Source organism: Halomonas sp. I1 (assembly GCF_032334135.1).
Taxonomy (GTDB): Bacteria; Pseudomonadota; Gammaproteobacteria; order Pseudomonadales; family Halomonadaceae; genus Halomonas.
The window spans coordinates 252,360-273,054 of the sequence record NZ_JAVXUS010000002.1; the positions used below are offsets into that span (position 1 = coordinate 252,360).

Consider the following 20,695-nt stretch of genomic DNA (forward strand, 5'->3'; position numbering starts at 1 on the left):
GATCCAACTGCGATAGCCCTTATAAGCCAGGGTAAGGTCGCGCTAGCCTTGCTGCCGCTTCAGGAAGGCAGGTCCCGCATCAACAGCGCATAGGCGATGCGCTCTTCGGGAATCGCCTCGCCCGGTACCGGAATGCGCACCACATGACCCGACCCCGGCGCGGCACTCACCGACTCGCCCCGGCGGTTCTCGATGTGCTCCAGCGTAAAACGCCGGTTGCCGCCCGGCAGCATGAGTTCCACGCCATCACCGACCTCGAAGCGATTCTTGACGTCGATCTCCAGTACGCCCCGCGCGGGATCGTAATCCCGTATTTCGCCGACGAACTGCTGGTGGACACCGATCGAATGACCGCGCTCGTAGTTCTGGTACTCGTCGTGGACGTGGCGACGATAGAAGCCTTCCGTATAGCCACGGTTGGCCAGGTTATCGAGCTCGTCCATCAGACGCATGTCGAAGGGACGGCCGGCCACGGCATCATCGATGGCCCGGCGATAGACCTGAGCGGTACGCGCCACATAGTAGTGCGACTTGGTGCGCCCCTCGATCTTCAGCGAGGACACGCCCATCTCGGCGAGGCGCGGCACGTGCTGCACCGCTCGCAGGTCCTTGGAATTCATGATGTAGGTACCATGCTCGTCCTCGTGCACCGGCATCAGCTCGCCCGGGCGGCTGCGATCCTCGATCAGGGCCGACAGCTCGTCCTGCCCTTCCACGCCACCGGCGGTGGCGGTGCTCTCGGCGCTGCCACCGCCACTGGCGATCAGGCCGGCCCCCTGGTCCGGGGTCCAGATGCCGCTGGCATCGTGGGCCCGGGCCGAGTTGGCCGGCACCAGATCGCCGGTCTCATCCTCGGATGCCGCCACGGTGTTGTACTTCCAGCGGCAGGCATTGGTACAGGTGCCCTGGTTGGGGTCTCGGTGATTGAAATACCCCGACAGCAGGCAACGACCCGAATAGGCGATGCACAGGGCGCCATGCACGAAGGTCTCGATCTCGAGATCCGGGCATTCGGCACGAATCTCGGCGATTTCCTCCAGCGAAAGCTCACGGGACAGGATGATCCGGCTGATGCCCTGCCGGTGCCAGAACTTCGCCGCTGCGTGGTTGACCACGTTGGACTGCACCGAGAGATGGATCTCCTGCTCGGGCCAGCGCTCGCGGATCATCATGATCAGCCCGGGATCGGACATGATCAGGGCATCGGGACCCGCCTCAATCACCGGCTCCATGTCGCGCAGATAGGTCTTCAACTTGCTGTTGTGCGGCGCGATGTTCGAGGCCACATAGAACTGCTTGCCCCGCTCGTGGGCATAGGCGATGCCCTTGTGCAGGTTATCGATCTTGAAATCGTTGTTGCGCACGCGTAGCGAATAACGCGGTTGGCCAGCGTAGACCGCATCCGCCCCGTAGGCGAAAGCGTAGCGCATGTTCTTGAAGGTGCCGGCGGGCGACAGCAGTTCTGGGGCTTTCATGAAATCACCGTTGTCAGGACGATGGCGTGGGAAGCACTGATTTATTGCTGCGCTCGATATCCTGGCCGCCGGCGGTACTCGAAATCCTCATTTACCGACAAGTAAACTCCGGTGTTTGCGTTCCGGCGGCGGCCAGCCTCTCGTCGCTCGCTACATAAATCTGAGCTTCCCAGAGCACTACTATGTGGAGGGCGGGGATTATATCAGCCTCGACGGCATAGGCCGAACCGGGAGGGGGAAGAGGTAAGGGGTAAGGTCCGTAGCTCGTAGCTCGTAGCTCGTAGCTCGTGGCTCGTGGCTCGTGGCTCGTGGCTCGTGGCTCGTGGCTCGAGCGTTATTGCCGCCTATCTTGCCGGTCCAGTACACTGTGCGCCCCTGCCGGACCGGACCCCGGCCATCAAATTCTCCGACCCACAGGTAACGCATGTCCCGATCTTCCGCTTCTTCTGCCACCGTGGTGATCTACTCCGGCGGCATGGACTCCTTTACGGTACTGCACCGCGCCCTTCGCGAGGGACGTGATGTCCACGCCCTCTCCTTCGACTACGGCCAGCGTCATGCCCGCGAACTCGAGGTGGCCAGGCGTGTCTGCCGCGACCTGGCGATTCCCCACCAGGTGGTCGATATCCGTGCCATTCATGGCCTGATCGACAACTCGGCACTCACCGATGCCGACCGCGACATGCCCGATGCTGACTATGCCGCCGACAACCTCGCCGACACCGTGGTACCCAATCGCAACATGATGCTGCTGTCGATGGCCATCGCCAAGGCCGTGAACATCGGCGCCGGGCGTGTCGACTACGGCGCCCATGGCGGCGACCACGTACTCTACCCGGACTGCCGTCCCGAGTTCGTGGAAGCCATGAATGCCGTCGCCGGTATCGCCAATTTCGAACCGGTCGAGATCCATACCCCCTATCTGCACCACACCAAGGCCGACATCCTCGCCGACGGTCTCGCCATGGGCCTGGACTACACCGACACCTGGACCTGCTACCTGGGCGAGTCGCTGGCCTGCGGCCGCTGCGGCAGCTGCCGGGAGCGCCTGGCAGCCTTTGCCGCCAATGGCATCGACGACCCTCTCGGCTATTTACAGCGGCCCGATGCCGCCGCTAAACCATCACAGCGGCCCGATGCCGCCGCTAAACCATCACAGCGGCCCGATGCCGCCACTGAACCATCAGAGCAGCCCAGGGCCGCCGCTGAACCATCACAGCAGCCCAGGGCCGACGCTGAAGCATCATCCGGGGAGCCGAGCGATGTATAGCGTCAAGGAAGCCTTCTACTCACTGCAGGGCGAAGGCGGACAGGCCGGCCGCGCCAGCGTCTTCTGCCGCTTCGCCGGCTGCAACCTGTGGTCCGGTCGCGAGGCCGACCGCGCCGCGGCGGCCTGCCGTTTCTGCGACACCGACTTCCGAGGCACCGATGGCCAGAACGGCGGCCGCTTCGCCGACGCCGAGACGCTTGCCGGACACCTCGGTGACCTCTGGCAGGGCGCGTCGGACGGTTCACGCCCCCAGGTCATCTTCACCGGGGGCGAGCCCCTGCTCCAGCTCGACGACGCCCTGATCGCGGCAATGCACGAGCACGGCTTCGATGTTGCCGTGGAAACCAACGGCACCCTGGCAGCGCCGCCAGGCATCGACTGGCTGTGCGTCAGCCCCAAGGGCGATACACCGCTGATCCAGACCCATGGCGACGAACTCAAGCTGGTACATCCCCAGCCCGAGGCCCCGCCCGAGCGTTTCACCGACCTCGATTTCCGCCACTTCTTCCTGCAGCCAATGGACACCTCGCCGCTCGGCGAGACACGCGATACCATGGCCGCCGCCGTGGCCTACTGCCTGGCCAACCCACGCTGGCGTCTGTCGCTGCAAACCCACAAGATCGCGGGGATCGACTGATGACGCTCTTCGTCAACCGACTGACGCACCTGGATGCGTCGCTATGGTGCCCTGAACGCGGCCTGATCGGCGCGAGCTGGCGTGTCGATGCCGAACTCGACGGCGAACTCGGCGACGACGGCATGCTGTTCGACTTCGGCGAGGTCAAGCCCTGGATCAAGTCACGCCTCGACCGCGGCGTCGATCACACCCTGCTGGTGCCCACCGAGGCGCCAGGCGTCAGCGTCCACGAATGCTACGAGGGATTACGCATTCGCACCGAAACGCCCTATATCCTGGAGGTGCGCGGCCCACGTCAGGCGTTCAGCCTGCTGCCCTGGCCGTCGATCACCCCGCAGCGGCTGGCCGAGCATCTCGACCAGGGATTGATGCGCCAGCCGCCCGAACGGGTCGAGGCCATCCGTCTCACGCTCAGCGACGAACCCATCGACGGCGCCGGCTACCACTACAGCCACGGTCTGAAGCGGCATGACGGCAACTGCCAACGCATCGCCCACGGCCACCGCTCGCGCCTGCATGTCTGGCAGAATGGTCAGCGCTGTCCCGCACTGGAAGCCGACTGGGCATCGCGCCTCGATGATCGCTATCTGGTGGACGAAGCCGACGTCGACGAGGGACTGGAGGCGTCCTTCATGAGCCGTCTGGTCACCAGCTACCGGGCCGCTCAGGGGCTCTTCACGATGAGCCTGCCGCGCGAGCGCTGCGTGGTCATGCCCACCTCCACCACCGTGGAGCATATCGCCGCCTGGCTGGCCGGCGAGATCGCCCGGGAGACCGGCCGACCCACCCGTGTCCAGGCATTCGAGGGTATCGACAAGGGGGCCATCGCGGAGGCAAGGCCATGACGAACGAGGGTCAAGGATGTCGTCCGGGGTGCGGCGCCTGTTGCATCGCCCCCTCGATCAGCTCCCCCATCCCCGGCATGCCGGATGGCAAACCGGCGGGCGTGCGCTGCGCACAGCTCACCGAGGACAACCTCTGCCGACTGTTCGGCGACCCGAGACGTCCCGCCGTCTGCGAACGCTTCGACTATGACCACGATCTATGCGGCGATCACCGCGAACAGGCCCTGACCTTGATCGCCGCATTGGAGACCGCCAGCGGCACCTGAGACAACACCCTCTCGAGGAAGCGCTGCACAAATCGACGAGCGGAGCGAAGGCTAGGCCCGTTCCCGACGGGCCATCGCATTTCCCACATCCATGTGGGTCACACAAGGAGACGGAGCACAGCACCGAGCGGAGCGACAAACATCCGAAGGATGGCCCCGAAGGGGCAAGAAACCGGAGGTTTCGAGTCAACCGGAGCCTATGGGGTATAGGTGAGGATTCCGACCGGGCTGGCGCACCAGCACCGCGCACAAATTCGCCAGGAGCGAATTTGAACCGTCTTTAGACGGGCCCGCAGGGTAGCCGCCATGGATGGCGGCTATAGCGCAGTGATTTGCCCGCACAGGCATTTGTGCAGTGTTTCCCTCAGGCATCGACCGTATGCGCCAACCGCCTATCCAACAACGTCCGCCAGCGCACCAGCACCGGGGCATCGCTGTGACTGACCTCGCCGAGCAGCCGCCGGAAGGCCTCCCGCGCCTCGGTATCCTCCGGGTCGACCACCGTCAACCAGAGCTCGAGGGCACACAGTTCCTGGTGCAGGTTGCCATCGTCCCGGGACTGGGCCAGCGCCAATTCGGCCAGCGTTCGGACCTCCTCGGCAGAATGGCCGAGTCGCTGACGCACCCGTGCCAGCTGGACCGCCAGCTCCGGCACGAACAGGGTCGTGCGTTCCCGAGCAATCATCAGCGTCTGGTCGAGGTAATCCTCCGCCCGGGCCAGTTCGTTCATCGACACACAGGCATCCACGTACCATAGCGCGGGACGCTGATGAGGGTCTCGCCCGGTGACCTCGGCCAGTTCTTCCAGGGCACCTTCGATGATCGTCAACCCCTCGCGATCACCAGCCAGTGCGCGTTGCCATCCCAGCACGCTGCGCGAGGACACCTGCCAGAGATGCAGGTCCGATGAACCGGTGATCTCATAGGCACGCTCGGCACGACTGGTCGCCAGGTGCACATGACCGACCTGGCGATACAAGGCTGCCGCATACATCAGGGCCATGGCGAGACTGCCCGGATGATTGAACTGCTCGGCCAGTCGAATGGCCGATTCCACCTGCCGTTCGGCGCGTCGATAATCGCCCCGCAGGCACAGCGCCCAGCCCTGGAAACAGGCCGCGGCGACCTGGGGATGATCCGAGAACGGCAACCACTCGATCATCATGGGGGAGTTGAGGGGATCGATCTCCTCCAGATGCTCGTAAGCCTGCTGAATGCGCCCGGCCCAGTATTCACAGCTCGCCCGGGCGAAATCGGCCAGGCGACGATAGCGTGGATCCTCCAGGCGATCCGCCAGATCGGCCAGCCGCGAGGCCAGCATGAAGGCATCGGCATGGGCATTGCGCTGACTGCACCCCACCCAGAGCCCCCACTTGACCAGGAAAGCCTGCTCCAGATCCTCGATGTCCTCGGGCGGGTCGTCGGCACAGGTCAACAACTCCCGAGCACGCACGAAGCTGTCGTGGGCGGTGGGCGAGCCATGGCCCTCCAGGGCAAAGGCCGCCTGGCCGCGAACGGTATGCAGGCTGATTTCGCGCTCCACCTGCCCTTCCACGTGGCGCAGGCTGGCCAGGCCGAAATCGGCCATTTTCAGCGCCGTGCGGTTGGCACTGACCTTGAGCGCCTCCCGGGCCGCCAGCTCGAAGTAGCGAGCCCCGCGCGCATAGTGACCGCTGCGGCGCAGGTGCGTCGCGAAGTCCCCGGGGTGACGGCTGATCCAGACAGGGAAGTGTTCCTCGATCAGACTCACGACCTGGCGATGCAGGTCGACCCGGATGTCCCGCGGACACGACAGGTAGGCCGCTTCCTGCAACAACTGATGGGTGAACTGGTATTCACGCCCTTCGGTTTCTCCCTCGGCGGGCTCGATGATCTCCAGCCGGGTCATTTGCTCCAGCGCCGACATCAGTCGCGGCATTTCCCAGCCACTGCACTCGGCCAGGAAGTCGAGGCGGAAGCGTCGCCCCAGCACGGCCGCCACGTGCGCCACTTCCCGGTCGGTATCCAGTTGGTCGATACGACTGGCAAGCAGGCCAAGCAACCCTCGGGGCAATTCATCGAGCTGGATACTGCGCCCTTCGCGACGATCCATGTCGACCCGGCGACAGATCTCCTGAAGGTAGAGTGGAACACCGTCGCAGCGCTCGATGATCTGCCCCCGCAACCGGGGACTGAGATGCAGGCGATAGCGGCGCGCCAGCTGCGACAGCAGGCGCGAGGACTGCATCGCATCGAGACGCCCGAGGGTGATCTGCTGATCCCAGTCGAGTCGCGCCGGCAGCGCCTCGCGCCCATGATGGCTGGCCACCAACAGGAAGGGGCAATTGATCGGCAGGCGAGCCTGAAGCGCGGCCAGTACCTTGAAGGACGGCTCATCGAGCCACTGCAGATCGTCGATCATCAGGACCAGGGTACGCGACACGGTCATCTCGCCGATCAAGCGGTGCAGCAATGTCACCACCAGCTCCACGGCCTCGCCGCTCTGTGCCAGCGCCGCCAGTTCACGCGGCTCGCAGACCCCCAGCGCCTCCTTGAGAAGAAGCCGTTGATCGTCACCGAGTTCTTCGGCCATCAGGCCGCCGAGATGACCCTCGAATGCCTCGGCATCGATATCGCCATCCAGGTGCCAGCGCAGCAACTGGCGCGCCACCCCATAGGGCTCCTGCACCGACAGGCGCGTGGTGGGCTGCCAGCAGACCGCCGCTTCGCGACTCTGCTCGAGCTGGCGGAACCCGACCAGCAGCGCCGACTTGCCGAGCCCGGAAGGACCGCGCACCAGCACACTCTGGCGCAGCCCGATACCCGCCCTGGCCAGGGCATCGCGCAAGGTGCGAAGCGCCGCTTCCCGTCCAATCAGACTCGGCGGCAGGGCCTCGCGCCCCCCTTCGTTGGCCCCCAGCACGAGGGCTCGCAGTCGCACGCGGCCATCGCTGGCCACCAGACGCGACGACAATCGCGGCTGCAGATCGAGCGCCGGCGGCATGTGCTGGCTGGCCTCCTGGGAAATGACCAGCTCGCTGCCCTCGGCGGCATCCATCAAGGCCAGCGACCCCTGTGTGACCTGCCCCAGCGGGTCCACCAGGTGACGCTCCGGCAGGTAGACGACCCGCCCGCTGTTCAGCCCGGCGGCGAATTCGAACCTGGGGGGCTCGCCCTCGCCGTTCCAGTGGCGTCGGCACTCCTCGGGAAGCACACGGCGGCAGTGTTCATAGAGCGCTACCAGCTCGGCCAGTTGATGGGCCGGCCCATGGGTACCGAAACACGCCAGCCCCAACCCTCCGGTGGCACCGGGCAACCAGAACCCGCCGAGGTGGTGGCACTGCTGTTCGAGCCAGCGCATCAGTTCGATCTGCAATGCCAGGCAGGCGCGCGCCTCGGCCCGGGAGGACAACTCCACATCGAGCCGTAGCCGAATGGCCATCACCGACAGCTGACGCTGCTCGATCTCATCCTCGCGAAGCGGCAGGCTGTCCGCGGCCAGAGTCCGGGAAAAGGCGCCACTCGGCCCCCCGCTCGGATCCGGTGTCCCGTCGGACCAGTAGCGGGCCAGTTGCAGGAAGCCGGAGTCGGGCTGCTGACCGGTCAGGGCCAGCAACTGCAGATAGGCATTGTACTGCTCGTGGGCGGCGGCCAGCTGTCCATGCTCGGCCAGTTGACGCACAAGCCGCTCGTGAAAGGGGCCATAGCCGGAGAAGCGACTGACCAGAGACTGCAGCAGTTCATCGGGCAAGGGATCGTGCTGCTCCAGCACGGCCTCGGCGAAGCGAATCACCCGCTGCCGCCATTCGTTGCGGACCTGCACCAGCCACCGCTGGAATTCCGAGCAGTTGCCCAGCTGCAACTCCTCCACCAGGTCCCCCTGGTAGTATGCCAGCGCCTCTTCAAGTGTCTCGACGCTGGCTGGCCCATTGAGCAGCGCCTGCAGTTCGTGAAGATCGAAACACCAGCTGTCGGGCAGGCGAAAGGCAATAGTCTGGCGCGAGACGATCAGCACGCGCTCGGCGTCTTCCCCCAGCGACTGACGCAAGCAGTGCAAGGCGTGACGCAGGTTGGTACGTCCCGACGACAACCCCTGATCGGGCCAGAGCAGCTCAGCCAGGGTCGCCCGGTTCACGGGCTGATCGTGCAGCAACAGGTAAACCAGCAGCGCCTTGACCTTGTCATAGCTGAAGTGGGTCAAGGCATCATCGCCCAGGGTCAGCGAGAAATGACCGAAAAGGGCCAGGCGATCCTGCTCGTCATGAGTAACGACGTCGGAAACATCCCGCATGTTGGGTCTGTCCTGCTAGGCGGCGTTAACGGCTTCAGGCCGGCACACCGCTGTGAAAACGAAAAGCCGTATCCGGCATGGTGATCAGTTCAGCCTCGCGTTCGACGAAAAAGGCAATGCGTTCGTCGATCGACGCCGGGGCGAGCCGTCGTGCCAGCATCAGGTAATCCTCATAGTGCCGCCCTTCCGACTTAACCAGACCGCGATAGAACTTGGCAAGCTCCTCGTCCAGGAAAGGGATCAATCGGGCGAATCGCTCACAACTGCGTGCCTCGATGATGGCAGCCACGATCAGTACGTCGACCAGCCGATGCGGTTCGCCGCCACGCACGTGGCGACGCAGCCCCTCTGCATAGCGGGCCGCCCCGATGGGGCGATAGGCGATGCCGCGCCCCTCCATCAACTTGACCACCTGCTCGAAGTGCAGGAGTTCTTCCCGGGCCAGACGGGCCATCTTGGTCAGCAGCTCGGTATCATCGACATAGCGATACAACAGGCTCATCGCCGTGGAGGCGGCCTTCTTCTCGCACTGGGCATGATCGATGAGCAGCGTCTCGGGATTGTCCAGCGCCCAGTCGACCCAGCTGGCCGGCGTGGGGCAGGCAAGAAAGTCGAGGATGGCATCGGGCAGTCGGGGGTCGTGTGTGACGGTGGCAGACATGAGAATTCCGGTAGTGGCGATTGGCCGGTAATGGCGATGGGTCGGTGATGGCAATTGAAGGGCAGCAGTCAACGTAATGGCGACGAGAGAAGGCTGGCATCGACGGACAGCCGCCGCGCCTCGGCGGCTGTCATCAGTTCGTCGGCAATTCGCTCATGAAGGGCCATCGCATCGAGGGGTTCGCGAGGCTCGAGACCATAACGCGACAGGTCGCGGATTCGCCCGCGGCCGACCCTCAGCAGTTCCACGGCACGGGACAGCGCCGGCTGATCCTCGCGAAAGCGTATACGGTGGCGCTCCAGTTGTGCCTGCAACGCCTCGGCATCCACCACGGTCAGGTGACGATCGGCCACGCTTGCCCGCAACGCATCCAGCTCATCCATGCGACGCCGACGTTCATCGGCCTCGAAGCCGGGCCAATCGCGGATCTCATCGTCGATGCGCTGACAGCCTCGACAGACCCGGTCTCCCACTGTCGTCGAGCACAACCCCACACAGGGGGATACCACGCGTCCCGCCATCGAGCGCTCCCTCTCGGTCGATTCGGCGACATGGTAACGCGACACTGCCATCCTGACACCCCGGATGCGCGACGAACCGAGCCCTCCGAAAAGGAACCGGAGACCAAAGTTCAAGCCCCGTCATTACGGGGCTTCTTAACATTGTCGACAGTTTCTTTTAGAATTGCGCCACCGATGACAGCGTTGTTTCACGTGCCGACGTCCCCCTGTCCCTGCCATGTGCCGACTGGGTCGAGACCTCGGTCACCACAACCAATGAGGGCCACCACGTGCTTGAAGCCTATCGCCAACATGTCGAGGAGCGAGCCCAGGACGGCGTGCCGCCGAAGCCGCTGAACGCCGAGCAGACAGCTGCCCTGGTCGAATTGCTGAAGACACCGCCGGCCGGGGAAGAGGAATTCATCCTCGACCTGCTGACCAACCGCATTCCTCCCGGCGTCGACGAGGCCGCCTACGTCAAGGCCGCCTTCCTGACCGCCATCGCCAAGGGCGAGGCCGAATCACCGCTGGTCGACAAGACCCACGCCGTCAAGCTGCTGGGTACCATGCAAGGCGGCTACAACATCGTCTCGCTGGTCGAACTGCTCGATGACGAGACCCTCGCCGCCGAAGTCGGCGAGCAGCTCAAGCACACCCTGCTGATGTTCGACGCCTTCCATGACGTGGAGGAACGCGCCAAGGCTGGCAACGAGGTCGCCAAGGACATCATCCGCTCCTGGGCCGAGGCCGAATGGTTCCTCTCCAAGCCGGCCCTGGAAGACAAGATCACCCTGACCGTCTTCAAGGTGCCCGGCGAGACCAACACCGACGATCTTTCGCCGGCACCGGACGCCTGGTCACGCCCTGATATTCCGCTGCACGCCAATGCCATGCTCAAGAACGAGCGTGATGGCATCGAGCCGGTGGCACCCGGCACCACCGGGCCGCTCAAGCAGATCGAAGAGGTCCGCGCCAAGGGCCACCCGGTCGCCTATGTGGGCGATGTGGTCGGTACCGGCTCCTCGCGCAAGTCCGCCACCAACTCCGTGCTGTGGTTCTTCGGCGACGATATCCCCAATGTGCCGAACAAGCGCGCCGGCGGCTTCTGCTTCGGCGGCAAGATTGCCCCGATCTTCTTCAACACCATGGAAGACTCCGGTGCCCTGCCCGTCGAGATGGATGTCGAGAAGCTCGAGATGGGCGACGTCATCGACGTCTACCCCTATGAAGGCAAGGTCTGCCGCCACGGCACCGACGAGGTGCTGACCACCTTCGAGCTCAAGACCCAGCTGCTGCTCGACGAAGTCCGCGCCGGCGGCCGTATCCCGCTGATCATCGGCCGTGGCCTGACTGCCAAGGCCCGCGAGTCCCTCGGGCTCGAGCCTTCCGATGTCTTCCGCAAGCCGGAGCAGCCGGCCGCCAGCAACAGCGGCTACACCCTGGCCCAGAAGATGGTCGGCAAGGCCTGCGGCATGGAAGGCGTGCGGCCCGGCATGTACTGCGAGCCCAAGATGACCACCGTCGGCTCCCAGGATACCACTGGCCCGATGACCCGCGACGAGCTCAAGGACCTGGCCTGCTTGGGCTTCCAGGCCGACCTGGTGATGCAGTCCTTCTGCCACACCAGCGCCTATCCCAAGCCGGTCGACGTGGAGACTCACCACACCCTGCCCGACTTCATCATGAACCGTGGCGGCGTCTCGCTGCGCCCTGGTGACGGCATCATCCACTCCTGGCTGAACCGCATGCTGCTGCCCGACACCGTGGGCACCGGCGGCGATTCCCACACTCGCTTCCCGATGGGCATCTCCTTCCCGGCCGGCTCCGGTCTGGTGGCCTTCGCCGCCGCCACCGGCGTGATGCCGCTGGACATGCCGGAATCGGTCCTGGTGCGCTTCAAGGGCCAGCGCCAGCAAGGCGTCACCCTGCGCGACCTGGTCCACGCTATCCCCTACTACGCCATTCAGAAGGGGCTGCTGACCGTCGAGAAGTCCGGCAAGAAGAACGCCTTCTCCGGTCGTATCCTGGAGATCGAGGGCCTCGAGGACCTCACCGTCGAACAGGCCTTCGAGCTCTCCGACGCCTCCGCCGAGCGTAGCGCCGCCGGTTGCACCATCACGCTCTCCGAGGACAGCGTAAGCGAGTACCTGAAGTCCAACATCACCCTGCTCAAGTGGATGATCGCCAACGGCTACGGCGACAAGCGCACCATCGAGCGCCGCATCCTGTCCATGGAAGAGTGGCTGGAGAACCCGAGCCTGATGCGTGCCGACAAGGACGCCGAGTACGCCGAGATCATCGAGATCGATCTCGACGAGCTCGACCAGCCGGTGCTGTGCGCACCCAACGACCCGGACGACGCTCGCCTGCTCTCCGATGTCGCCGGCCAGTCCATCGACGAGGTCTTCATCGGCTCGTGCATGACCAACATCGGCCACTTCCGTGCCGCCGGCAAACTGCTCGAGAAGCAGCCCGCCGGCAGCCTGAAGACCAAGTTGTGGCTGGCACCGCCGACCAAGATGGACCAGCACCAGCTCACCGAGGAAGGCTACTACGGCATCTACGGTCGCGCCGGTGCGCGCATGGAAATGCCCGGCTGCTCGCTGTGCATGGGCAACCAGGCCCGCGTCGCCGCCAAGAGCACCGTGGTGTCCACCTCCACGCGTAACTTCCCCAACCGCCTGGGCGACGGCGCCGACGTCTTCCTGGCCTCTGCCGAGCTGGCAGCGGTATCGGCGGTGGAAGGCCGGCTGCCCAGCGTCGACGAGTACCGTCGCTACATGAGCGAGTTCGACGCCATGGCCGGCGAGATCTATCGTTACATGAACTTCCATGAGATCGAGGAGTTCCAGAACGCCGCCTCGAACGTGATCCCGGTGGCTCAAGAAGCTTAAGCCTGACCGGATCACCTCTTTCGACTCCGATGCTCGCAACATCGAAGGCCCGCCGCCACGGCGGCGCGGCCGGAGCCGATGACCGAAGCGCCCCACGGGGCGCTTTTTTTGCGTTGGGCATCCGAGTTAAGTGCCAGCTTGACGCCTCAAGCGCCTTGAAGGCCGATAGGCCAACAACCGACCTTCTTCGCGGGCTCGGGAATTCCTTTGGCCTGTGGTGCCTCCTTCTGATACATCGTATTCGGACAGGCTTTAATCGATGATTTCCGAATATCGCTGTTTCGTTCGGTAGAGGCGATAAATGGTAATTGCGTTGGTCAAGAGTACCATGGCTTCCGCCAATGTCCCTCCCACCGAGCCAACCAGAATATGGCTGAGCATCCATGCTAAAGCTGCCAGACCCAGGAAAACACGCATGGGAATCCCTCGGAGCAGAAACATGCTCACCGTACCCAGCACCATCGCTACGATGGCAGGCAAGTCCGCCCAATTCTGCCAGGTAAGTACAGATGCCACACCACTTAACGCCAATATTACTGCCATTACCGCTTTACTGTTTGGATAACGGCGTGCAAACGCAATACGAGCAATCACCAGCAATGATAACGCTGAGGCCGTCCAGCTCCCCAGAACCATGAACTGCAACGCAAAAGCCACATTAGCAGAGAGGAGCAGCATGAGTAGCCGATCATCCTGCTTGCTGGAAAAGGCCAGAACGCAGAGCACCAGCGACACGAGACCAAAAAACTGGCCGGCCACCAAGTTATAACCTTCATGCATAGAACTGCAGATTCCTTGTCAGGTCTTCGGTGACTCACTCAACCACCTGGCGAGCTTATACTGGCCTGTCCCCACGCGTTTCTTCTGAGGCAACGATAACGCCCCGCCCGGGTGGTGCTTTGGTTTCCCCCAACTGGAATCACCCTCCACGCCACAGCTGTTTCAGGCGTCGTACCATCGATTGAACCACCTGACGTCTTGCCTGCAACTGGTCCCTTTGCACCTGTTCAAGGTCAATGCCTCCCCGCGCATCCAGATAACGTGGCGGAATGGCATCATTCGAATCAATTGACCGGCTGTTGCCGTAACAATGAAACATACCCCCGGAGTTGAACATGCCTTAGACCTCCCTGGTTCCGCCTTCTGCCCCGTGACGTCGGGGTTATCTCGTCGGCTCAGGGATATGCTAATATTTTCAGTACTGCAAAAATATTCCATAAAGGTGCATACATACTTTGCAGAAACGAACAACCGACCCAACCTCCCAATCTCTCACCGGGACGGAGAACACACGCAGTCACCTCGCATGGAATGACTTTGAAGTCATCCTTGCCATTGCAACTGCCGGTTCGCTGTCTGGTGCGGCACGCTCACTGAGAGTCAGCCATGCCACGGTGTTTCGGCGACTTGGTGATATCGAGCGGCGCCTGGGCGTCATCCTGTTCGAAAGGAGCCGCACCGGCTACCGGCCGACCCTGGCAGGAGAGGAGCTCGCCGATACGGCCAGAATCATGGACGAGGCCGCCCTTGCCGCCGAGCGCAAAGTCGCCGGCCGCGACCTGGAGCCCAGCGGAGAAATCTGGGTCACGACAACAGACTCTCTACAGATGGGGCTACTGGCACCATTGTTCACGCAGTTCCGCCAGAAATATCCCGGTATCGTGCTGGACGTTGCCGTCGCCAATCAGATGCTCAACCTGACTCGCCGAGAGGCCGATGTCGCCATCCGCCCTTCAAATCGCCCACCAGAGAACCTCATCGGCCGACGGCTGGCCACCATTGGCCAGGCCGTTTATGGCCATCGTCGCCTTGGGCTGACCCCGAGTTCTTCCATTGAGGCTCTCGCCAGCCAGCCCTGGATTGGGGCAGGACCACGGCTACAGGATTCCGTCCTGGATCAATGGATGGGGCGCAACGAACTAAAAGCCGCAAGTGTCTACCGAGTCGACACCTTGGTCAGCATACTCAGCGCTATTCGTTCATGCATGGGAGTGGCCGCTCTACCCTGTTATCTGGCTGACGAAGATCCGGACATCATCCAGCTCACCGACCCCATTCCCGAACTGTGCTATGACCTGTGGCTACTGGTTCACCCGGATCTCCGGGGTGTGGTAAGGATTCATGCCCTGATGGATTTTCTGACAGAAGCCATCCGGGGACAGGGGCAGCGTCTGGCAGGGCGATCGTCAGGCCAACCTCATGGATAAACCGATAGCGTGGAACTCTCTACAACTCGACCACTTCCAAAGGAATCTCCACACCGAACTGCTTCAGCATGCGTCGAAGGGTTTCAACATCATGGGCCTCGCTTTCAGTGACCAGCCCCTGGATCCTGCCAGTCCCCCGAACCCCACTGCCCAGTCCCGCAATGACAGACTCGGCCGAGTCGAGGAAGCGGCATGAAGGACATGCCGCTTCAAAAAACGAACGCAGCCAGGGAAGGTGCGTACTCGAAAGTGTCAGGGTGTCGATATCAGGATATTGATGAAGGATATTGTCGATAAAGGCATGGACAGCCTCCTGCGTCTTCTCGACCTCGAATAGAAAGGTGCCATCTTCGACCAGTTCCACCATGGGCGAAGCATTGATCAGGGCGACGTCGTGCGGTCGGGACGCATGCTGGGTGACAAACCGTTGCAGAGGCGCGCTTTCGATGAGAGAGCGCACTCCCATGATGCCGACCTTTCCGCTTCGCGAGATAGTCAGTGCCTCGTTGACCGGCGGATATACGCCGAACAGCGGTGTAGCGCTGTATTTACGGATGCTATCGAGCACCATGATGGAAGGAGCATTGGAAGCCACTACTATGGCGGATGGCGCATAGCTCTCGAGAAAGCGTAGCGTTCTCTGCATGACCTCCAACAGCTCATCCTGCCCCTTGTTGCCGTAGGGAAAGCTGGCTCGATCAGCAAAGTACAGAATATCCTGATCGGGAAGTTGCTTGTGTATCTCGGCAACGATGGCGTAGCTGCCGATACCGGCATCAAAGACGGCAATGGGATGGTGCATGACAATGTCCCGAATCGAGTGAGTCGCTCGGCATCATCATGATGCCGGATCGGTCTTCAGCCGAGAGATGGCGATAACCGTGAGTCATGGCAACACTGTACCTAATGGGCCACAGTGCTGCACTTGGTCATTGAGACCGTCAACGTGGCAAGTGACCACGAGCGTCATCTCCTTGTGGCCATTCAGTATGTGCTGTCATTGTGCAATAGCGTTGAACCCAGCCTAGCCAGGCCAGGCCTGGCCTGGCCTGGCCTGGCCTGGCCAACCAGCAGTTATCCTTTTAATTTCTGGAATCTCAAGGGGTGAGCTGTACTCCGAAAAGCTTTCTCAACTGTTGAGACATCCAGACGTGCGCATCGCTGCGGGCATACTTTCTGTGGCTGTAGAGCTTGAGCGTGTAGGACGGAATCATGAACGGCGCTGGATATAGGGCAATAGGCGTCGCCTTGCGTAGCCTCTCAGCGGCACGTCGTGGAATCGTCATCAGCAACTCGCTCTCAGCAATGACAAAGGGGGCAGTCATCACAGTGGGAAGCTGTAAGGCAACATTTCGGTGCAGGCCCATACCACGTAACACCAGATCCACTACGCCGCTGGATTCTCCCCAGGGCGTAATGACCGCATGCCGTTCAGCCAGGTAACGGGGAAAGTCCAGGGTGTCTTTGATTCTTGGATGGCTCTTGCTGGCAATGACGATATAGTCATCTGTCAGCCAATCATCGCTATCGACACCAGCTGGGAGCGCATCCCGATCCTCACTGTAGCCCAAAGCAAAATCGATGCGACCTGAAGCGAGGTCCTGGATGGATACCTTGCGGTCGGAGGAAACTATCCGTAGACGCAGATTGGGAGCAACGCTCTGCAACTGGCCGATGAGCCCTGGCAGCAACTCGAAAGCCGTGTAATCAGTCGCCGCGAAAACAAAAGTCCGCTGACTGCTGGCTGGATCAAAGGGCTCCCATTGCCCCAACTGGTCAGACAGTATCTGCAAGCTTTCCGCTACTGCAGGCGCCAACAAGTCGGCTCGTTGGGTCGGGTGCATTCGGTTGCCCTGGTGGATGAACAGTTCATCGTTGAGCGCTGAACGCAGCCGCCCAAGGGCATGGCTAAAAGCAGACGAACTGATGGCAAGTTCGCTAGCCGCGCTAACCACTGTGCGATGTCGGTACAGGGCATCAAAGGTAAGCAACAGGTTGAGGTCGAGACGGCGCAGACTGGGATGCATGAAATTCACTTGTGAATGAGAAGAATGCACTACATTCAGCATATCCTTTCATTCAAGATAAATCATCATGTTTCGGAGAGAGAAGATTATCGTGAACCTGCAGATTCGCCCAGCCACCGTCGACGATGCGGAACAGATACTGGCATTCATCACGGAATTGGCCGATTACGAGCAGGCTCGCCAAGAAGTGACAGCTCGTCTCGAGGATATCGAGCATAGCCTCTTCGGGGAGCGGGCAACGGCTCATGCACTGATCTGCCTGTATAAAGGTCAGCCTATCGGTTTTGCGGTGTATTTCTTCAGCTATTCCACCTGGCTCGGGCTCAATGGCCTTTACCTGGAGGACCTCTATGTCAGTCCTGAGCATCGTGGCATCGGCGCGGGCAAATTACTGCTCAAGTACCTGGCCGGTGAGGCACATGCCAGAGGCTGCGGACGACTGGAGTGGAGTGTGCTTGACTGGAACAAACCCGCAATAGCGTTCTACCAGTCGATTGGGGCGCAACCTCAGAATGAATGGGTGCGCTACCGCATGGAAGGAGAAGCACTGAGGACGTTTGCTGAAGCATGATGTGTCCCGGCTGAAGCCTGTATAACCTGGTTTCGAGCTTGGCATTACAGTCGCAGCCTGGTTGGCCCCCCTATTCCGACAGAGCGCTGGCATCAACTCGGATGAAGTGGCCAGTCTATGGGTAACGGAGTGAACCGATGATTACTGTCATGACAACCTTCACCTTGCCAAGGGTGATAACGCTCGAGGAAGCGCGCAGCATCTTCCTGAGCACCGCTCCAGAGTATCTCAATGTGAAGGGATTGCTTCGCAAGACTTATGTGCTTGCCGAAGATGGAAGAACGGTCGGTGGTATCTACTTTTGGAATTCGAGGGAAGAGGCCGAAGCCATGTATACAGCGTCATGGCGCTCGTTCGTCCAAGAGAAATATGGCACTGAGCCAGAGGTTACCTATTTCGAAAGCCCGGTCGTGGTCGATAATCAGTCTCAGACCATTCTGGATGATGAATAGGAGCAGCTCACGCCTCAGCGTAGAAGCCCTTGCCTGCCAGTTCGACCATCGAGGCTCGACCTGGACAGAACGCCACCAAAGCATGGCCCGCGCACGCCAACAACGATGCATATACCCACCAAGGGGGCATTTTCCTTGTCACCGGCTGTGGCATCATCGGGGCTTCACTCATCATGAGGAGGCCGTCCACCATGACGACCATCGTCACTCCCGACATCTGCGACGACTACCCGGACGTCGAGGTCCTCGAACCGATGCTGGTCAACTTCGGGGGGCTCGAGGCCTTCCACGGACCGGTGCGCACCGTGAAATGCTTCGAGGACAATTCCCTGGTCAAGCAGGCCGTGGACGAGCCCGGTGACGGCGCCGTGCTGGTAGTCGACGCCGGCGGCTCGACGCGCTGCGCGATGCTCGGCGACATGCTGGCTGAGAAAGCAGCGGGCAACGGTTGGATCGGCGTGATCATGTACGGCTGCGTGCGTGACGTCGACGAACTGGCCGAGACCGAACTGGGCATCCAGGCCCTGGCCGCCCATCCACGCAAGAGCGAAAAGCGTGGCGAGGGGCAACGGGATATCCCGGTTACCTTCGGCGGCGTCACCATCTCGCCCGGCCAATGGCTCTACGCCGACAACAACGGCGTACTGATCGCCGAACGTCAACTGTCGATCGGCTGATCCGCTCGGGTTGCCAGTCCAGTGAGCCGAGTGTCAGGCTGAAGGCATGACGCTTCTCCAATGTACGCCATGCGATCCCTGATGCCGTTCAGCGGCGACGTGCTGCGCACGCTTCGCGATCACCTGCGCCCACTCATCGCCTACCACCTCTTCTTCACCCTGCTCGCTTCCAGCCTGCTGTTGCCGATAGCCGGCTGGACGCTTGCCTGGCTGCTCGGTCACCTCGGGCACCCCTTGATCTCCAACGCCGGCCTGCTGGCAGCGCTGCTCACGCCTGCAGGCCTCGGCTGGCTGCTGGCCGCGATCGGCCTGACCTTCCTGGTGCTCTACCTGCAGCAGGCCGGCATGACCCTGGTGGCGGTCCGCCCCCGGGACAATCACTACCGACTGGCTTTCGAGACGCTGGTGACCTGCATCCGCTGCCTGCCGGCCCTGGCCGGGCTCGTCGTACTGCAGGTCGGCACTCACCTGCTGCTCGCCTTGCCGGCCATCCTGGCACTGATGGGATTGCACGGGCACTTCCTGGGCGACCTGGATCCCTATTATGTGCAACAGGTCAGGCCACCCGCCCTGTGGTGGTTCCTGGCTTCCGCTCTACCCATCGTACTGATCTGGCTGATGATCGGTGCCAGCCTCTACGCCCGCTGGCACCTGGCGCTGCCGATCCTGGTACTCGAGCGGCTCGCCCCCCATCGCGCCCTGGGCCGCAGCGCCCGGCTGACCCATGGGCAGGGGCGACAGATCATCGGCGCCATCCTGCTGCTGTTGGCGATGATCCTGGTATCGCCCTTCGCCGCCACGGCCCTCTTCGATGCCCTCTTCACTCCATTGCTCGGCCAGCTTCCGGAGCGCCAGGCCATCCTGTTGCCTGCCATGCTCGGCTATGTCAGTGCCTATGTACTGATCACGCTGGCCATCACCTTTCTCGGCATCGCCCTGAACGCCCTGCTGGCCACCTGCCTCTATCTACGGCTGGCGCATAGTGAGCCACGCCCGGCACCTCGCCCCGTCACCAGCCACGCGGGGCGTCTGGCCTGGGCAGTCGAGATCGGCGTGGTGGTCTTCGCCCTCAGCCAGGCCTGGCTGATCCTGAATCGCTTCGAAATCCACGAGAATATCGAGATCATCGCCCACCGAGGCAGCTCGGCCCAGGCGCCGGAAAACACCATCGCGGCCATCGACCGGGCCCTGGCCGATGGCGCCGACGCGATCGAGGTCGATGCGCGGCTGACGAAGGATGGCAAAGTGGTGCTGCATCATGACGCCAGCCTGGCACGGCTGGCCGGCGACGCGCGCCGGATCGATGAGCTGGACAGCAGCGCGCTCGAGGCCGTCGACGTGGGCAGCTGGTTCGGCGACCCCTTCGTGGGCGCTCGCATTGCCGGACTCGACGAGGCCCTGAAGCGAGTCCGCGGGCGCGCTAACCTGATGATCGAGCTCAAGCCCTCTGCCGGCCGGGGGTCGGAACTGATAAATGCCGTGGAACGGGTCCTCGAGGATGAGCGCCAAGCGAGGTTGATGTGTCGCCGCCAGGCAGCCGCGGCACTCTGCGGCTCCGTCGATCCCTGGGCGTCGGTCACCATCGCCGCCCTGTCCTACTCCTTGCTGGACGACGTCGAGCGCCGACTGCCCGAGGCACGGACGACACTGCTGGCACAACTGGTGATGCGCGGCACCCTGCCCCGTCGTGGCTTCGACGTCCTGGCCCTGCGCCACAATCGTATTTCCCTGGAAGAGGTCCGGCGCGCACGCCACCATGGCTATCGACTGCTGGCCTGGACCGTCAACGATCCGGCCCGCATGTCGCGCCTGATCGATCTGGGGGTAGACGGCATCATCACCGACCGGCCGGATCGCCTGGCACGCCTGCTCGAGGAGCGTGAGGCGCTGAGCGACGGTGCCTTGATGCTGGTCAAGTTGCGCAACTGGCTGCGCGATTGACG

At 62.5% G+C, this 20,695-nt stretch carries 16 protein-coding genes and 1 pseudogene; 10 read left to right on the forward strand and 7 right to left on the reverse strand.

The annotated features are described in order from the left end of the window. Nucleotides 1-59 precede the first annotated feature (59 nt). Entirely contained in the window at nt 60-1,475 is a 1,416-nt protein-coding gene (gene yegQ / locus RSO41_RS04205; RefSeq protein WP_315617816.1) for a tRNA 5-hydroxyuridine modification protein YegQ, read from the reverse strand. Between the two features lie 424 nt (nt 1,476-1,899). Between yegQ and queC the strand changes: the two are divergent. The 4 genes and pseudogenes from queC to RSO41_RS04225 form a co-directional block, all read left to right on the forward strand. Beyond that, nucleotides 1,900-2,568: pseudogene (gene queC / locus RSO41_RS04210) on the forward strand (7-cyano-7-deazaguanine synthase QueC); the annotation flags it as partial. A 169-nt stretch (nt 2,569-2,737) separates the two neighbouring features. Next, a complete protein-coding gene (gene queE / locus RSO41_RS04215; RefSeq protein WP_315617817.1) occupies nt 2,738-3,382 on the forward strand; it encodes a 7-carboxy-7-deazaguanine synthase in 645 nt (214 codons plus the stop codon). Further along, nucleotides 3,382-4,227: a 6-carboxytetrahydropterin synthase gene (locus RSO41_RS04220; RefSeq protein WP_315617818.1), complete on the forward strand. Its 846-nt coding sequence runs from the start codon at nt 3,382-3,384 to the stop codon at nt 4,225-4,227. Before queE ends, RSO41_RS04220 begins: the two co-directional genes overlap by 1 nt. After that, nucleotides 4,224-4,493 (forward strand): YkgJ family cysteine cluster protein, encoded by a 270-nt coding sequence (locus tag RSO41_RS04225; protein WP_315617819.1) that lies wholly within the window; start codon nt 4,224-4,226, stop codon nt 4,491-4,493. Before RSO41_RS04220 ends, RSO41_RS04225 begins: the two co-directional genes overlap by 4 nt. 364 nt (nt 4,494-4,857) lie before the next feature. On the opposite strand, the gene RSO41_RS04230 is transcribed toward RSO41_RS04225, so the two are convergent. The 3 genes from RSO41_RS04230 to RSO41_RS04240 all read right to left on the reverse strand — a co-directional run bounded on the left by RSO41_RS04230 (nt 4,858) and on the right by RSO41_RS04240 (nt 9,996). Then, on the reverse strand, nt 4,858-8,763 hold the full coding sequence (locus RSO41_RS04230; RefSeq protein ID WP_315617820.1) for an AAA family ATPase: 3,906 nt from the start codon (nt 8,761-8,763) through the stop codon (nt 4,858-4,860). Nucleotides 8,764-8,797: 34 nt separating this feature from the next. Then, on the reverse strand, nt 8,798-9,424 hold the full coding sequence (locus RSO41_RS04235) for a tRNA-(ms[2]io[6]A)-hydroxylase (RefSeq protein WP_315617821.1): 627 nt from the start codon (nt 9,422-9,424) through the stop codon (nt 8,798-8,800). A 68-nt stretch (nt 9,425-9,492) separates the two neighbouring features. Continuing rightward, a complete protein-coding gene (locus RSO41_RS04240) occupies nt 9,493-9,996 on the reverse strand; it encodes a DUF1289 domain-containing protein (protein WP_315617822.1) in 504 nt (167 codons plus the stop codon). A 218-nt stretch (nt 9,997-10,214) separates the two neighbouring features. Between RSO41_RS04240 and acnB the strand changes: the two genes are divergently transcribed. After that, entirely contained in the window at nt 10,215-12,818 is a 2,604-nt protein-coding gene (gene acnB, locus RSO41_RS04245; RefSeq protein WP_315617823.1) for a bifunctional aconitate hydratase 2/2-methylisocitrate dehydratase, read from the forward strand. Between the two features lie 252 nt (nt 12,819-13,070). Here the strand turns inward: acnB and RSO41_RS04250 are convergent, their stop codons facing one another. After that, nucleotides 13,071-13,598, reverse strand: coding sequence for a YgjV family protein (locus tag RSO41_RS04250; protein WP_315617824.1), 528 nt, complete (start codon nt 13,596-13,598; stop codon nt 13,071-13,073). A 455-nt stretch (nt 13,599-14,053) separates the two neighbouring features. Between RSO41_RS04250 and RSO41_RS04255 the strand changes: the two genes are divergently transcribed. Continuing rightward, nucleotides 14,054-15,025, forward strand: a complete 972-nt coding sequence (locus tag RSO41_RS04255) for a LysR family transcriptional regulator (protein ID WP_315617825.1) — start codon at nt 14,054-14,056, stop codon at nt 15,023-15,025. Nucleotides 15,026-15,044: 19 nt separating this feature from the next. On the opposite strand, the gene RSO41_RS04260 is transcribed toward RSO41_RS04255, so the two are convergent. Next, nucleotides 15,045-15,827, reverse strand: coding sequence for an Asp/Glu racemase (locus RSO41_RS04260; RefSeq protein WP_315617826.1), 783 nt, complete (start codon nt 15,825-15,827; stop codon nt 15,045-15,047). 295 nt (nt 15,828-16,122) lie between these two features. Then, entirely contained in the window at nt 16,123-17,094 is a 972-nt protein-coding gene (locus tag RSO41_RS04265) for a LysR family transcriptional regulator (protein ID WP_315617827.1), read from the reverse strand. Between the two features lie 49 nt (nt 17,095-17,143). On the opposite strand from RSO41_RS04265, the gene RSO41_RS04270 reads away from it, so the two are divergent. The 4 genes from RSO41_RS04270 to RSO41_RS04285 all read left to right on the forward strand — a co-directional run bounded on the left by RSO41_RS04270 (nt 17,144) and on the right by RSO41_RS04285 (nt 20,693). Continuing rightward, complete coding sequence (locus tag RSO41_RS04270) at nt 17,144-17,623, forward strand: N-acetyltransferase family protein (RefSeq protein WP_410000314.1); 480 nt, start codon at nt 17,144-17,146, stop codon at nt 17,621-17,623. Between the two features lie 149 nt (nt 17,624-17,772). Then, nucleotides 17,773-18,075, forward strand: coding sequence for a monooxygenase (locus RSO41_RS04275; RefSeq protein ID WP_315617828.1), 303 nt, complete (start codon nt 17,773-17,775; stop codon nt 18,073-18,075). A 191-nt stretch (nt 18,076-18,266) separates the two neighbouring features. Further along, nucleotides 18,267-18,752: a ribonuclease E activity regulator RraA gene (gene rraA / locus RSO41_RS04280; RefSeq protein WP_315617829.1), complete on the forward strand. Its 486-nt coding sequence runs from the start codon at nt 18,267-18,269 to the stop codon at nt 18,750-18,752. 69 nt (nt 18,753-18,821) lie between these two features. Then, nucleotides 18,822-20,693 (forward strand): glycerophosphodiester phosphodiesterase family protein, encoded by a 1,872-nt coding sequence (locus RSO41_RS04285; protein WP_410000315.1) that lies wholly within the window; start codon nt 18,822-18,824, stop codon nt 20,691-20,693. The last annotated feature ends 2 nt before the right edge of the window (nt 20,694-20,695 follow it).